14 protein-coding genes are annotated in these 14115 nt (G+C 68.7%); 8 read left to right on the top strand and 6 right to left on the bottom strand.

Annotation, left to right across the window (positions count from 1 at the left end):
• The 7 genes from ACPL7H_RS16230 to ACPL7H_RS16200 all read left to right on the top strand — a co-directional run bounded on the left by ACPL7H_RS16230 (position 1) and on the right by ACPL7H_RS16200 (position 6993).
• Entirely contained in the window at positions 1-288 is a 288-nt protein-coding gene (locus ACPL7H_RS16230; RefSeq protein ID WP_424797830.1) for an exodeoxyribonuclease VII small subunit, read from the top strand.
• Positions 285-1256, top strand: a complete 972-nt coding sequence (locus ACPL7H_RS16225; RefSeq protein WP_424797829.1) for a carbohydrate kinase family protein — start codon at positions 285-287, stop codon at positions 1254-1256. The genes ACPL7H_RS16230 and ACPL7H_RS16225 overlap by 4 nt, the downstream gene beginning before the upstream one ends.
• Positions 1253-1996, top strand: coding sequence for a carbonic anhydrase (locus ACPL7H_RS16220; RefSeq protein WP_424797828.1), 744 nt, complete (start codon positions 1253-1255; stop codon positions 1994-1996). The genes ACPL7H_RS16225 and ACPL7H_RS16220 overlap by 4 nt, the downstream gene beginning before the upstream one ends.
• 168 nt (positions 1997-2164) lie before the next feature.
• A complete protein-coding gene (locus ACPL7H_RS16215; RefSeq protein WP_424797827.1) occupies positions 2165-3517 on the top strand; it encodes an ABC transporter substrate-binding protein in 1353 nt (450 codons plus the stop codon).
• A gap of 70 nt (positions 3518-3587) precedes the next feature.
• A complete protein-coding gene (locus ACPL7H_RS16210; protein WP_424797826.1) occupies positions 3588-4568 on the top strand; it encodes a carbohydrate ABC transporter permease in 981 nt (326 codons plus the stop codon).
• A complete protein-coding gene (locus tag ACPL7H_RS16205) occupies positions 4565-5479 on the top strand; it encodes a carbohydrate ABC transporter permease (RefSeq protein WP_424797825.1) in 915 nt (304 codons plus the stop codon). Before ACPL7H_RS16210 ends, ACPL7H_RS16205 begins: the two co-directional genes overlap by 4 nt.
• 161 nt (positions 5480-5640) lie before the next feature.
• Entirely contained in the window at positions 5641-6993 is a 1353-nt protein-coding gene (locus ACPL7H_RS16200; protein WP_424797824.1) for an NAD(P)/FAD-dependent oxidoreductase, read from the top strand.
• Between the two features lie 27 nt (positions 6994-7020).
• On the opposite strand, the gene ACPL7H_RS16195 is transcribed toward ACPL7H_RS16200, so the two are convergent.
• The 3 genes from ACPL7H_RS16195 to ACPL7H_RS16185 all read right to left on the bottom strand — a co-directional run bounded on the left by ACPL7H_RS16195 (position 7021) and on the right by ACPL7H_RS16185 (position 11076).
• Positions 7021-8562, bottom strand: coding sequence for a UDP-N-acetylglucosamine 1-carboxyvinyltransferase (locus tag ACPL7H_RS16195; protein WP_424788097.1), 1542 nt, complete (start codon positions 8560-8562; stop codon positions 7021-7023).
• 98 nt (positions 8563-8660) lie between these two features.
• Positions 8661-10229, bottom strand: a complete 1569-nt coding sequence (locus ACPL7H_RS16190) for a PhoH family protein (RefSeq protein WP_424797823.1) — start codon at positions 10227-10229, stop codon at positions 8661-8663.
• An 85-nt stretch (positions 10230-10314) separates the two neighbouring features.
• The gene (locus ACPL7H_RS16185) at positions 10315-11076 is read right to left on the bottom strand and encodes an isoprenyl transferase (protein WP_424788096.1); all 762 of its coding nucleotides are present in this window, start codon (positions 11074-11076) and stop codon (positions 10315-10317) included.
• A gap of 223 nt (positions 11077-11299) precedes the next feature.
• On the opposite strand from ACPL7H_RS16185, the gene trhA reads away from it, so the two are divergent.
• Positions 11300-11974 carry a PAQR family membrane homeostasis protein TrhA gene (gene trhA / locus ACPL7H_RS16180; RefSeq protein ID WP_424797822.1) on the top strand — a complete coding sequence of 225 codons (675 nt, stop codon included), beginning with the start codon at positions 11300-11302 and terminating at the stop codon, positions 11972-11974.
• 47 nt (positions 11975-12021) lie between these two features.
• Here trhA and ACPL7H_RS16175 read toward each other — a convergent pair whose 3' ends face one another.
• From ACPL7H_RS16175 to mca, 3 genes are read right to left on the bottom strand one after another with little or no spacing between them, the layout of a single operon-like run.
• The gene (locus ACPL7H_RS16175) at positions 12022-12849 is read right to left on the bottom strand and encodes a nitrilase-related carbon-nitrogen hydrolase (protein ID WP_424797821.1); all 828 of its coding nucleotides are present in this window, start codon (positions 12847-12849) and stop codon (positions 12022-12024) included.
• A complete protein-coding gene (locus ACPL7H_RS16170; RefSeq protein WP_424797820.1) occupies positions 12846-13253 on the bottom strand; it encodes a hypothetical protein in 408 nt (135 codons plus the stop codon). The genes ACPL7H_RS16175 and ACPL7H_RS16170 overlap by 4 nt, the downstream gene beginning before the upstream one ends.
• Entirely contained in the window at positions 13250-14092 is an 843-nt protein-coding gene (mca, locus tag ACPL7H_RS16165; protein WP_424797870.1) for a mycothiol conjugate amidase Mca, read from the bottom strand. The genes ACPL7H_RS16170 and mca overlap by 4 nt, the downstream gene beginning before the upstream one ends.
• Positions 14093-14115 lie beyond the last annotated feature (23 nt).

Genomic DNA, 14115 nt, shown 5'->3' with positions numbered 1-14115 from the left:
GTGACCGATCCCAGCCAACGTCCCGACGTCAACACCCTGTCCTACGAGCAGGCCCGCGATGAACTCATCCAGGTGGTAGCCAGCCTGGAGAACGGCTCGGCCTCCCTGGAGGACTCCTTGGCGCTGTGGGAGCGGGGCGAGGCGTTGGCCGACCGGTGCCAGGGTTGGCTGGATGCGGCCAAGGAGCGACTGGCTGCCGCCAGCGCGGACCACGCCGCCGAACCCGACGCGAACGGAACCGACGCGGACCAAGCGTCCGCCCCAGTGGCTGATGAGGGCGATCAGTGACCGCTGCCCCGGGCGCACTGGTGGTCGGTGAGGCACTGGTCGATGTGGTCAGGGACGCCGGTGGGCACGTGACCGAGCACCCCGGTGGATCACCGGCGAACGTCGCGATCGGCCTCTCCCGGTTGGGACGCCCGGTGAGGCTGTCCACCTGGTTCGGCTCGGACGCACACGGAGATCTGGTGCGCGCCCACCTGACCGGCGCCGGGGTGGACCTGACCCGGGGCTCCGACGGTGCCGAGCGCACCTCCACGGCGCTGGCCCGGTTGGACTCGGACGGGGCGGCACAGTACACCTTCGACCTGGAGTGGCGGGTACCTGCCACCACGGTGGATGAGCACGTGCGGGTGCTGCACGCCGGGTCCATCGCCGCGACGCTGCCCCCTGGCGCGGACGAGGTGGCACGCCTCCTCAACGGCGGAGCCACCCATGCCACGATCAGTTACGACCCCAACGTCCGGCCCACCATCATGGGCGAGGTCGGGCCGGCCCGGGAGCGTATCGAGGCCCTGGTGGCCAGCGCCGATGTGGTCAAGGTCTCCGATGAGGACCTGACCTGGCTCTACCCCGAACAGGATCCGATCGCCTCCGCCCGGAACTGGGCGCACAGGGGGCCCGCACTGGTGGTGGTGACCCGTGGGGGTTCGGAGTCGGTGGGCCTGTGCGCCGCCGGGGAGGTGAGGGATCCCAGCCCCTTGGTGTCCGTGGTGGACACCGTCGGCGCCGGGGACTCCTACATGGCCGCCCTGCTCGATGCCCTCTGGCGGGCGGACCTGCTCGGCGCGTCCCGTCGACGCGCCCTGCACCGCATCGGTACCACCGGGTTGCGGGCCGCGATGACGCATGCCGCGGCAGCCGCCGCGCTCACCGTCAGCCGTGCCGGAGCCAACCCGCCCAGCCGCGACGAGTTGGAGCAGTCGCTCGCCCGCCACGGCACATCCACACCAGCACCACGAGCGGAGGATGCATGAGTCCCAAGGCACCCGTGAGCCCCGAAGCGGCCTGGCAGGCCCTGCGCGAGGGAAACGATCGATTCGTCGCAGGCACGATGACGCACCCCAGCCAGGGCGTGGACCACCGTCGTGAGGTCTCGGTCCGCCAACACCCGTTCGCGGTGATCTTCGGCTGCTCCGACTCCCGGGTCGGCGCCGAACTGATCTTCGACCGCGGCCTCGGTGACCTGTTCGTGGTGCGCACCGCCGGGCACGTCGTGGACACCACCGTGATCGGGTCCATCGAGTACGGCGTTGACGTCCTGGGAGTGCCGCTGGTGGTGGTCCTGGGTCACGACCACTGCGGAGCCCTGCAGGCAGCGATCGACGCCCTCACCACGGGGAAGATGCCCGGCGGCTTCGTGCGCGCGGTGGTGGACCGGGTGATTCCCAGCCTGGTCATGCCCGGCCAGCAGGATCGGCACTCCCGCCCCGATACGCCACCGTCGGCCGCCGGCGACATGGGAACTGGGCACGCCGAGCCCGAGCCCGCCGCCCCATCCGGGGGGCACGAGGGGGCAGCACCGGTGGATGCCGCCCTGCAGCGCCAGATCCACATCCCCGACGACGACGCCCTGCGCCGCCAGCATGTCCGCGCCACGGTGCAGATGCTGCGCACCTACTCCCTGAGTCTGGAGAACGCCATCGCCGAGGGCCGCTGCGCCGTCATCGGCGTGGAATACGACCTAGCCGATGGCCGGGCCCGCTTGGTCGATTAGGCCCAATCCCGAATATCTCAGCAACTGTCGGGAATGCCCTTTCCATATTTGTTGTCAAACGGTTATGCCCGTATTCACCCCGCCGGTGCCCGGACAGGAGTATGCCTAGGGGTGCGCATGGGGGTGCAATCAGCCAGCATGCGCATCGACACTAGCAAGGGAGCCGGAATGAAACGAAGCGCAGCAGTCCGCCTGGCGGCGGTCGTGGCCGCCACGGGCCTACTCGCAGCCGGGTGCTTGAGCGACGACCCCGATGGAGGCAACGGCGGCAACGGGGGCGGGGGCACCGGCGACACAGGCAATGGTGATAACGGCAACGGTGCCAGCGGTGGACCGGTAGAGATCGTCGGTGCCTTCTCCGGGGAACAACAACAGGCCTTCGAAGCCGACCTGGAGATGGTGGCCGAGGAGCACGACCTCGACCTGGAGTTCAACTCCCTGGCCGACTTCGACACCATCATCCGCACCCGCGTCGAGGGCGGGAACGTACCCGACATCGCGATCTTCCCCCAGCCCGGTCTGATGATGGACCTGGCCGGCGACGGTCACCTGATCCCACTCTCCGAGGCTCTCGACCTCGACGCAGCGTCCGGGGACATGATCGACGGTCTGGTGGACACCGGCACCGCGGAGGACGGCACCACCTACGGCATCCCCTACTCCATCAACGTCAAGTCACTGGTCTTCTACCCGATCCCCGAGTTCGACGACGCCGGCTACACCATCCCCGAATCGCACCAGGAACTGGTGGAACTGAGCCAGCAGATGGTCGATGACGGTGTGACGCCCTGGTGCATCGGCATCGAGTCCGGACCCGACACCGGTTGGCCGGCAACGGACTGGCTGGAGGAGTACGTGCTCCGGGTGGGTGGACCGGATGTCTACGACCAGTGGGTGAACAATGAGATCCCCTTCGATGACCCCGTCGTCGTGGAAGCCGGTGAGGCATTCGGTGAGATCGCCCTGACCGAGGGCTTCGTGGTCGGTGGCCAGCAGGGCCTGACCGCCACGAACTTCGGTGACGCCGCAAACCCGCTGATCGCCGACGAGCCGGGCTGCATGATGCACCGCCAGGGCAACTTCATCACCAGTTTCTGGCCTCCGGAGATCCTGGAGAACCTCGATGAGGAGGTCGGCGTGTTCCTGCTGCCTCCCTATGAGGGCGGCTTCGATGGACAGCCCGTGCTGGGCGGCGGTGACTACATGGCGCTGCTGAGCGACAACCCCGACGCCGCAGCAGCCCTGGAGGCGATCGCCGCGCCGTCATTCGGTGAGAACTCCGCCGCATCCGGTGGGTGGCTTTCCCCGAACGTCTCCTTCGACACCTCCTTCTACCCCAACGACCTGCTCCGCGAGCAGGCCGAACTGGCCGCTGACTCGGATGTGTTCCGCTTCGACGGTTCGGACCTGATGCCCGCCCAGGTGGGCACCGGGACGTTCTGGACCTCGATGGTCGACTGGCTCTCCGGGAGCGTGGAACTGGAGGAGGCTCTCAGCGAGATCGAGAACAGCTGGCCGTGATTCTCCACGGCGGCCGGGCGGGCAGTGAAGCCTCGCCCGGCCGGCGTGCTCGCCTGGGAAAGGGCGCACCATGATCAAAGTCATCAACGCCGTCCTTGCCATCGCCGGTGGCGTCGGAGCGGTGCTCATCCTCTTCTTCGTGTTCAACTGGCTCGTCGAGAAGCTACCCGAACGGTGGTCCAGCAGGCTCAAGCCGTGGGTGTTCGCCGGCCCGGCGATCGCTTTCATCGGACTGTTCCTGCTCTACCCGGGTGTGCGCACGATCATTCTCAGTTTCGCCAACGCCCGCTCCACCGAGTGGATCGGGGTGCAGAACTACGTGGATCTGCTCACCGAGTCCGCGTTCCAGCAGACCATGATCAACACCCTGCTGTGGATCCTGGTGGTGCCCACCGTGGCGGTGGTGATCGGGCTGCTGGTGGCGGTGCTCACCGACCGGCTCGCCCCGCGCGGGGAGAAGGTCACCAAGTCACTGATCTTCCTGCCGATGGCGATCTCCATGGTCGGGGCCAGCACAATCTGGCGGTTCATCTACGAGTTCCGACCCGGCGGAACCGAACAGATCGGGTTGCTGAACGCGCTGTGGACCGGCATCGGTGGGCAACCACAGGTCTGGCTGCAGATGCGGGACTACCGGCTGAACAGTTTCCTGCTCATGATCATCCTGATCTGGTTGCAGACCGGGTTCGCGATGGTGCTGTTGTCCTCGGCGATCAAAGCGGTTCCGGAGGAAACGATCGAAGCGGCCCGCATTGACGGCGCAACCGAAGTACAGGCCTTCTTCCAAGTGGTGATCCCGCAGATCTGGGGCACGGTGATCACCGTATTCGTCACGATTCTGATCGCGGTCATGAAGATCTTCGACATCGTCTACGTGATGACCGGGGGCCAGCACAATACCGACGTCGTGGCACGACGATTCTTCGCCGAACTGTTCAATGTGGGTGATTACGGCAAGTCCGCGGCCATCGTGGTGCTGCTGATGATCGCGGTGATCCCGGTGATGATCTACCAGGTCCGGCAGTTCCGGAAGCAGGAGGCCATGGGATGAGTACCTCGACCGTTCCTCCGGTAGCAGAAGCCGCCCCGACGGGCAGGTCCCGCCCCAGGTCGCGTCCCGAGCCGGGTGAGTCCAGAGCCAACTGGCCGGTCCGCATCACCCTGACGCTCGTCGTCGTCGGCTTCGTCATCCCCACTCTGGGTCTGCTGGTCACCTCCTTCCGCACCCGCGAGGATGCCACCAGCACCTCCTGGTGGGGAGCGATCCTGCGGTTCTGGGACAACGACTGGACGCTGAACTCCTATCGGGAGGTCCTGGATGCGGGCATGGGCAACGCCTTCATCAACTCCCTGGTGGTGACCATCCCGGCCACCATCATCCCCATCCTGATCGCGGCGATGGCGGCCTACGCCTTCACGTTCCTGCAGTTCCGGGGCCGGGATTGGCTGTTCGTCCTCGTGGTGGGCCTGCTCGTGGTGCCCAACCAGGTGGCGCTGATGCCACTGCTGCAGCTGTTCAACCAGTTCGGCCTGGTCGGGGAGTTCATCACGGTGTGGCTGGCCCACACCGGGTTCGGGATGCCGCTGGCGGTGTTCATCCTGCGCAACTACATGTCCACGTTGCCCAAGGCCGTGATCGAGTCGGCCAAGATCGACGGCGCCAGCCACTATCAGACGTTCTGGCGCCTGATCCTGCCGATGAGCGTGCCGGCGCTGGCCGCCTTCGCGATCTTCCAGTTCCTCTGGGTGTGGAACGACCTGCTGATCGCGGTGCTGTTCATCGGTTCGGGACGCAACGAGGTGGTCACCGTGGCGTTGCAGGGCCTCATCGGCCAGTACGGCCAGCGGTGGGACCTCCTCTCCTCCGGGGCGTTCATCTCGATGCTCGTCCCCGTGATCGTCTTCTTCGCCCTGCAGCGCTACTTCGTGCGCGGCATGACCGCGGGGGCGGTCAAGGGCTAGGAGACGGCCCGGCCCGGGCACGGGAACTCTTCCCGGCCCGGGCCCGGGTTGTGCCCGACCGGACGCCCCGCCCCGGTTCCGGGGACGGCGGCGCACCGGCTTCGCAGGACCTGCGCGTCAAACCGCTGGCATCGCCGCTGCGCGGCTGGTACCAAGGACCAATGGGTTCCCGCCGAAACCGCCGCATCGCCGCGGTCCGCCAACGCAGTATCCCCACGCCGAAGTCAGCGATCGTCGTTGGCGCCGGGATGGTCGGACTTGCCACCGCGTGGCACCTGCGCCGCGCCGGCCTGGACGTGACCGTGGTGGAGCAGGATCACGTAGCCGCCGGGGCGTCCTGGGGCAACGCCGGCTGGCTGACTCCTCCGATCACCACCCCGTTACCCGAGCCCGCGATCCTACGTTCGGGACTCAAGGCGTTCATCTCCCCCAACTCCCCGGTCTACGTCCCGCCCCGGATCGACCCGGTGCTGATCCGGTTCCTGGCCGGCTTCCTACGCCGCTCCACCGCCGGGGCCTGGACCAGGGCCATGGGCCACTACATCCCGCTGAACCGGGAGTCACTGGCGGCGTTCGACGAGTTGACCGAGAACGGGGTGAGTGAACCCACCGTGGAGCCCGAGGCGTTCCTGGCCTGCTTCGCCCGTCCCGGCCAGCACAAACTGCTGATGGAAGAGTTCGGCCAGATCCGTGCGGCCGGTCAGGACGTGGGCGCCGACCTGCTCGACGGCGACGCGGCGCGGGAGATCGTGCCGGCGCTGTCCGAGCAGGTGGTCGAGGCGATCCGGCTGCACGGGACACGCTTCATGAACCCGCCCGCTTTCCTGACCTCACTGGCGGCGGCGGTGCGCGCTCAGGGCACCACGGTGCACGAAGGACGGCGGGTGATAGCCGCCGACGGCGGTGGGCCGGGTTCACCGGCCTCGGTCACCGTGGCGGACAACGTCCGTAGTGGCCAGACCCGCAGTGAGAGCCCCGCGCGCACCGGGGGGGAGGTCGAACGACTGGACGCCGACGTGGTGGTGCTGGCGACCGGGGCGTGGCTGCCGCAACTGTCCCGTGGCTTCGGGGTCCGCCAGGTGGTCCAAGCCGGACGGGGCTATTCCTTCACCGTGTCGGTTGACCCCGCGCCAACGGTGCCGGTGTACTTCCCGGCCCAGCGCGTGGCCTGCACCCCGCTGGGTGGACGGCTACGGGTGGCCGGAATGATGGAGTTCCAGCGCCCCGACGCCCCGTTGGACCCGCGCCGCATCAAGGCGATCGTCGGTGCCACCCGGCCGCTGTTGACCGGAGCGGACTTCGAGTCGCGCGAGGACGAGTGGGTCGGCTCCCGGCCGGTCACGCCTGATGGTCTGCCGCAGATCGGTCCGACCGCCTCGCCCCGGGTGCACATCGCCGGTGGGCACGGGATGTGGGGTATCACGCTGGGGCCGTTGACCGGGCGGTTGCTCACCGAGGCGATCACCACCGGGCAGGTTCCCGAGCTGCTCGCCCCGTTCGACCCGCTGCGCTGAACACGCCCGCGCCTTCGGCGCAGGTACTCAGTCGCGGAACGTCTCGATCTGGGCGCCGAGCTCAATCAGCCGCTCCTGCAACTGCTCGTAGCCGCGGGCGATGATGTCCACACCGCGCAGCACCGAGGTGCCCTTGGCCGCCAGCATCGCCAGCAGGATCACCACCGCCGGACGCAGGGCCGGCGGACAGGTCACCTCCGCGCCGGAGAACCGGGTAGGACCGGTGATGTCCAACCGGTGCGGGTCCAGCAGCCGCACGTCAGCACCGAGCCTGGTCAGGTCCGTCAAGTGCAGGGCGCGGTTGTCGTAGACCCAGTCGTGGATCATCGTGGTGCCCGAGGCGGTCGCGGCGATCACCGCGAAGAAGGGGAGGTTGTCGATGTTCAGGCCGGGGAAGGGCATCGGGTGGATCTTGTCGATCGGGGCCTTCAACTCGCTCGGCTGCACCGTCACGTCCACCAGCCGGGTGCGCCCGTTCGCGGCCGGGTACTCCTCCGAGAGCGTGTAGCGCAGACCCATCTCCGAGAGTGTGGCCAGTTCGATCTCCATGAACTCGATCGGCACCCGCGCCACGGTGATCTCCGAGTTCGTCACGATGCCGGCGGTGAGCAGGCTCATCGCCTCCACCGGGTCCTCACCCGGGGCGTAGTCGACGTCGGCGTCGATGTCGGCCAGGCCGTGCACCCGTAGGGTGGTGGTACCGATCCCGTCGATCCGCACCCCGAGCAGCTCGAGGTAGAAGCACAGGTCCTGGACCATGTAGTTCGGGCTTGCGTTGCGGATCGTGGTCACACCCGGGTGCCGGGCGGCAGCCATGATGGCGTTCTCGGTGACCGTGTCACCGCGCTCGGTCAGCACCACCTTGATGTCGGTCGGCCGCTCCGGATTCACCGTGGCCTGGTAGGCACCGGAGGTGGCCAGCACGTCCAGGCCGAAGGGCCGCAGGGCGATCATGTGTGGCTCCACCGTGCGCGTACCCAGGTTGCAGCCCCCGGCGTAGGGCAACTCGAACGCCGCTTCCCTGTTCAGCAACGGCCCCAGGAACATGATGATGCTGCGGGTTCGACGGGCTGCCTCGGTGTCGATGTTCGCCAGATCCAACTCGGCCGGCGGAACGAGCTCGAGGTCCTTTCCGTCGGCGGACCATGTGGCCTGCACCCCGATGGAGCGCAGCACCGCCACGATCCGGTCCACCTCCACGATCCGGGCGACTCCGCGCAGGGTGGTACGGCCACGGTTGAGCAGTGCGGCGCACAGGAGGGCTACCGCGCCGTTCTTGGAGGACTTCACCGTGATGGTCCCGGAGAGCTTCTGCTCTCCCGTCACCCGCAGGTGGGAGGCGCGGGGCCGGCCGAGGTGGAGCAGATCCGCCTCCAGGGCCTGGTTGATCCGGCCCAGCAGTTCCACGGTCAGGTTCTGCCCGCCGTTCTCGATCCGGGCCACCGCGCTCTGGCTGGTACCGAGCAACTCGGCCAACTGGGTCTGGGTGAGGCCCTTGTTCTGCCGGGCCCCGCGGATCAGGGCACCGATCTCGGGCACTGTGGTCTGGGTCTGCTCAATCGTGGTCATTCGGGCACGATATCTCGCATATGAGATACCCGCTCGCGATAGTGGCCAGGATCACGCCCGAGGGGCGGACGCGGAATTCACTTTCCGCATCCGGCACTTCACATCCCCGGCCCCTCGAGCAACTCGGTGACCAGCGCCGCCACCGCAGAGCGTTCGGAACGGGTCAACGTCACGTGTCCGAACAGCGGGTGGCCCTTGAGTGACTCGATCACCGAGGCGATGCCGTCGTGGCGTCCCACGCGCAGGTTGTCGCGCTGGGCCACATCGTGGGTGAGCACCACCCGAGAACTCTGCCCGATCCGGGAGAGCACGGTCAGGAGCACGTTGCGCTCCAGTGACTGCGCCTCGTCGACGATCACGAACGCATCGTGCAGGGACCGGCCACGGATGTGGGTAAGGGGCAGTACCTCGAGCATGCCGCGGTCCATCACCTCTTCGACCACCTCGGTCGAGACCACCGCCCCCAGGGTGTCGAACACCGCCTGGGCCCAGGGGTTCATCTTCTCCGCCTCGCTACCGGGCAGGTAGCCCAGCTCCTGGCCGCCGACGGCGTACAACGGCCGGAACACCACCACCTTGCGGTGCTCCTGGCGCTCCAGCACCGCCTCCAGGCCCGCGCACAGTGCCAGGGCGGACTTGCCGGTGCCGGCCCGCCCACCCAGGGAGACGATGCCTACCTCGGAGTCGAGCAGGAGGTCGATGGCGATGCGCTGTTCGGCGCTGCGCCCGTGCATCCCGAAGATATCCCGGTCTCCGCGCACCAGTGTGATCTGTTTGTCCGCCGTGACCCGGCCCAGCGCCGAACCGCGCGGGGAGTGCAGGACCAGCCCGGTGTTGCACGGCAGGTCACGCACGGTCTCCCCGGCCACCAGGTCGGCGATGACCAGGCGCTCACTGGCCCACAACTCCCCCATCTCCTCCTCGCTGAGTCCCGCTTCGGAGATCCCGCGCCACCCCGAGTCCAGGGCGAGCTGGGCCCGGTACTCCTCTGCCCGCAGCCCCACCGATGAGGCCTTGACCCGCATCGGCAGGTCCTTGGAGACGATCGTGACGTGGCGCCCCTCGGCGTCGAGGTTGGCGGCCACGGACAGGATACGAGTGTCGTTGTCACCCAACCGCAGACCCGAGGGCAGCACCGCCGGATCGGAGTGGTTGAGTTCTACCCGTACCGTTCCACCCTGGTCGCCCACCGGAACCGGGGAATCGAGCCGGCCGTGTTCGAGGCGCAGGTCGTCGAGCATCCGCAGCGCGCTGCGCGCGAAGTAGCCGAGCTCGGGGTGGTGGCGTTTGCCCTCCAACTCGGTGATCACCGCTACCGGTAGCACCACCTCGTGCTCGGCGAACCGCAGGATCGCCCACGGATCGGACAGCAGCACCGAGGTGTCCAGCACATAGGTGACGACCTCGCCGTCGGCCAGGTCGGGGGCAGGGTCGGCCACGGGCAGCTCTGCCGCGCCTCCCCCCGCCTCGGACATGGATCCGATCTGGACGTCGAACTCGAGGGATTCACGGCTCACAGGTAGCTCCTCTAGCTGGACCTGCCGCGGCACACCGTCAGGTGTGGCGGTCGCGGGTGGGGGGCGGTCGGCCGATCGGGCCGAAGGCCCCTTCCCCATCCGAGCGTGAACTCCATGGGCTGGCCTTCCGATGGATGGCGAGGTTGCCATCCAGTGCTCCCACGCTACGACTTGGTGGACACCGATCCGCGTTACGGCACGCCGGGGGCCGAAACGTCATCCGGTGTTCACCAGGTCAGCGACCCAGCCGGCGCTCCCGGCGGGAGTAGGCCCGCAGCGCCCGCAGAAAGTCCACCCTGCGGAAGTCCGGCCAGAACGCCTCGCAGAAGTAGAACTCACTGTGCGCGCTCTGCCAGAGCAGGAAGCCGCCCAGGCGCTGTTCCCCCGAGGTACGGATCACCAGATCCGGATCCGGCTGACCCTTGGTGTACAGGTGCTCACCGATGTGGGCCTCGGTCAGTTCCTCGACGATCTCCTCCAGGCTGTGCCCGGCGGCCACGTGTTCCTTGAGCAGGGAGCGCACCGCGTTGGCGATCTCGTGGCGCCCCCCGTACCCGACGGCGATGTTGACCTGCATACCGTCCACGTCGGCCGTGGCGGCCTCGTTCGCGGCCAGCCGGGCCGCGATCTCCTGCGGCAGCAGGGTGAGCTCCCCGACCATGCGCAGCCGCCAGCGCCCGGTGTCGGCCAGCTCCTGCACGGCGGTGGCGATGATCTCCAACAGGTCCGAGACCTCCTGGGCCTCCCGGCGTAGGTTGTCGGTGGACAGCATCCACATGGTGACCACGGACACGCCGGCCTCGGCGCACCAGGTGAGCAGGTCATGGATGCGTTGAGCCCCGGCGCGATGTCCGTGGGCTGCGTCCAGGCCGACCGCCCGCGCCCAACGACGGTTGCCGTCCAGCATCACCCCCACGTGCTTGGGCACCTGGGCCGACTGCAGATCCCGGGAGAGTTTGCGCTCATACAGTCCGTACAGCAGGGCCGGAGGTCGCATGCGGATGCGGTTCTCCTCTCGGTTACCGGTACGGGCGGGACGCGATGCGGGTGCGTGCGGAGGCGGCCACCTGGCACGGGGCGCACCACACGCTGGCTATACGCTACTCGCTCGCATCGCCGTTGAAGGCTACGTTTGCGTAACCTACGATGGCGTAGGTAAGGCGAGTGGGGCTGCGCCCCTCGGCCTGGACCACCGCCCCCAGACTCCCCGGACGTGCCACATGACCGCCCCCTCCACCGGCGACACCGTTGCCCAGGCCCTCGCCAAGCCGCTGCTGCGTGGGTGGATCCATACCGTGATGGCACCGCTGGCTGCGGTGATCGGAATCGTGCTGCTGGTCCTGGCCCCGACGCCGGGTGCGCGCGCGGCGGTGGCAGTGTTCGCGGTGACCACCGTGGTGCTGTTCACCACCAGCGCGATCTACCACCGGGGCACCTGGTCCCCGCGCCGGTTCGCCACCCTCCGCCGGCTGGACCACTCCAACATCTTCCTGGTCATCGCCGGCACCGACACCCCGCTGGCCGTGATGCTGCTCCCGGTCCGCACCGCCACCGTCCTGCTCGCGGTGGTCTGGGGAGGTGCCCTCGCCGGGATCGGTGCCCGGGTGTTCTGGCTGAACGCACCGCGCTGGTTCTACGTGCCGGTCTACGTGGCGCTGGGCTGGGTGGCGGTGTGGTTCATGCCCGCGTTCTGGTCCGCCTCCAACGCGGCCGTGGTGTGGTTGATCATCGCCGGTGGCCTCGGGTACACCCTGGGCGCACTGGCCTACGGATTCAAGCGGCCCAATCCCAGCCCGCGCTACTTCGGCTATCACGAGATCTTCCACGTGGGCACCGTGGTCGGCTACACCTGTCACGCCGTGGCCGTCGGGGCGGCGGTGCTGCTGGCCCGCTGACGCCGCAGAAGGCCTGCTGACGGCGCACCGACGGTCCGCTGAGGCGGCTAGCCGACCCGGCCACCGGCGCCGTCCACCGGCACCACCCGGTACCGGCGATGGCCAAGGCTCGGCACCTGAGCCCGGGTGGCGCGCACCACCTCCGGGTCGAGTGCGGCGTGCAGGGTGCGTGCCTCATCGCTCCCTGCCTGGGAGAGCACCACCCCGCGCGGATCGACGATGGCACTGTGCCCGGACCGGCCGGGCCCGGGCTGGGAGGAGATCAGCACGTAACTGCCGTTCTCGATCGCCCGAGCACGAGCCAGGGTCAGGAGTAGTTCGGCCTTGCCCTCCCCGGCCGCCCACGCGGCTCCGATGGCGAACACGTTCGCACCGGCGTCGGCCAACACCCGGAAGGTCTCGGGGAACCGGATGTCATAACAGGTGGCCACACCCACGCGCAGTGCACCGACGTCGAGCACCAGCGCGTGCTCGGCGCCGGCCGGCCCCGGGGTCAAGGTGTCGGACTCCCGGATTCCGTAAGCATCGAACAGGTGCACCTTGCGGTAGCGCCCCAGGTCCTGCCCGTCCGGTCCGATGGCCAGCGCGACGTTTGCGCAGCGGGCCGACTCGCCGTCGTCGGGCTCCATCGTGCCCAGCACCACGGTGCGTCCGGACTCCCTGGCCGCCCGCCGGACGGCCTCGGTGAATGGCCCCCGAGCGGGCTGGGCCAGCTCCGGGCGCAGGTGCTTGGCCCAGCCGCTGGTGTACTCGGGCAGGACCACCAACTGCGCGCGGCCGGCATCCCGGATCGCCTCGGCGGCGGCGCGGGCATTCTCCTGCACATCCTCATCCGCCTGCAGTTGCACCACCGCGACGTCGAGTGGGCTGGTCACGGTCTCGCCTCCGATCCCCCGTCGGCGGGGGTGTCGGCCGGCGTGGACGCCGCCGGCGCCCCTGGTGATGCGTCGTCGTCACCTCCGGGGCGCCGGGCCCCAGGATCAGGGCTGTCCGCGCCGACGTCACCGACGCTCGCTGCACCGGCTCCGGCGGGCCCGGGGCGCTGTTGCGCGGCCGCGGCGCGGCGTTGTGCGTTGCGGTACTCCGAGCGGCGCACCTGACGCGTCAGGGACCATCCCAGCGCGATCACCGCGATCGCCAGCGCGAGGAAGGCCAGGAACGCCGCCATCCCCGGGGCCACCAGATTCGGATCGGATCCCCGGGCCAGCTGATCGGCCACCGGGTGCACGCCGCCGCTATCGTCGTGGATCAGCACGGCGGCCCTCGAGCGCACGTTCACGCCCGCACCCCGGCGAACAGGTCGTCCTCGGGAATGTCTGTGGGCACCCGGGAGTGGGCGAGTTCGAACTCCTCGGTCGGCCACGCCGCTCGCTCCACGTCGCGGGGGACGGCGAAGAAGAACCCGTCGGGGTCGATCTGGGTGGCGTGGGCCAACAGCGCCCGGTCTCGGTGCCCGAAGAAGTCCGCGCAGCGCACCTGCGTGGTGACCTCCCGGCTCGGCCGGTCCTCCCAGCGCTTCAGCCAGTCCCCGAACGGCGATTCCATCCCCCGCTCGATCAGTTCCTCGTGCACGGTGAGGATCCGCTCCTTGTGGAAGCCCACGTCGTAGTAGATCTTCGAGACCTCCCACGGCTCCCCGGCGTCGGGGAACTGCTCGCCGTCGCCGGCCGCCTCATAAGCCGCCATCGAGATCTTGTGGGTCATCACATGGTCGGGATGGGGGTAGCCACCATTCTCGTTGTAGGTGGTCATCACGTGCGGGCGGAACCGGCGCACCACCTCGACCAGCGCCTCGGTCGCCACCTCCACCGGGGTGAGCGCGAAGGAGCCCTCCGGCAGGTCCGGCAGCGGATCACCCTCGGGCAGGCCCGAGTCGACGAAACCGAGCCAGTGCTGATCCACGCCGAGGACCTGCGCTGCGGCGGCCATCTCCCGGCGGCGCGTGCCCGGGAGGTCGGCGAGCACGGTCTCATCGTTCTCCAGGCGGGGGTTGAGGATGGAACCACGCTCCCCGCCGGTGCAGGTCACCACGAGCACCTGCACCCCTTCGGATGCGTAGCGGGCCATGGTGGCAGCCCCCTTGCTCGACTCATCGTCGGGATGAGCATGTACGGCCATCAGCCGCAGGTCCTGGCTGACCA

The organism is Pseudactinotalea sp. Z1732, from assembly GCF_049724975.1.
In the GTDB taxonomy this organism is placed as follows: domain Bacteria; phylum Actinomycetota; class Actinomycetes; order Actinomycetales; family Beutenbergiaceae; genus CALKWS01.
Note: the sequence above shows the minus strand (reverse complement) of the source record. Positions and strands in the feature narration are given on the sequence as shown.

Excerpts from the sequence above, each read along its gene's own strand:
- ACPL7H_RS16220 (WP_424797828.1), top strand. The coding sequence starts at position 1,253 with ATGAGTCCCAAGGCACCCGTGAGCCCCGAAGCGGCCTGGCAGGCCCTG.
- ACPL7H_RS16210 (WP_424797826.1), top strand. The coding sequence starts at position 3,588 with ATGATCAAAGTCATCAACGCCGTCCTTGCCATCGCCGGTGGCGTCGGA.
- ACPL7H_RS16215 (WP_424797827.1), top strand. The coding sequence starts at position 2,165 with ATGAAACGAAGCGCAGCAGTCCGCCTGGCGGCGGTCGTGGCCGCCACG.
- trhA (WP_424797822.1), top strand. The coding sequence starts at position 11,300 with ATGACCGCCCCCTCCACCGGCGACACCGTTGCCCAGGCCCTCGCCAAG.
- ACPL7H_RS16205 (WP_424797825.1), top strand. The coding sequence starts at position 4,565 with ATGAGTACCTCGACCGTTCCTCCGGTAGCAGAAGCCGCCCCGACGGGC.
- ACPL7H_RS16190 (WP_424797823.1), bottom strand. The coding sequence starts at position 10,229 with ATGGCAACCTCGCCATCCATCGGAAGGCCAGCCCATGGAGTTCACGCT.
- ACPL7H_RS16195 (WP_424788097.1), bottom strand. The coding sequence starts at position 8,562 with ATGACCACGATTGAGCAGACCCAGACCACAGTGCCCGAGATCGGTGCC.
- ACPL7H_RS16185 (WP_424788096.1), bottom strand. The coding sequence starts at position 11,076 with ATGCGACCTCCGGCCCTGCTGTACGGACTGTATGAGCGCAAACTCTCC.
- mca (WP_424797870.1), bottom strand. The coding sequence starts at position 14,092 with ATGGCCGTACATGCTCATCCCGACGATGAGTCGAGCAAGGGGGCTGCC.
- ACPL7H_RS16200 (WP_424797824.1), top strand. The coding sequence starts at position 5,641 with ATGGGTTCCCGCCGAAACCGCCGCATCGCCGCGGTCCGCCAACGCAGT.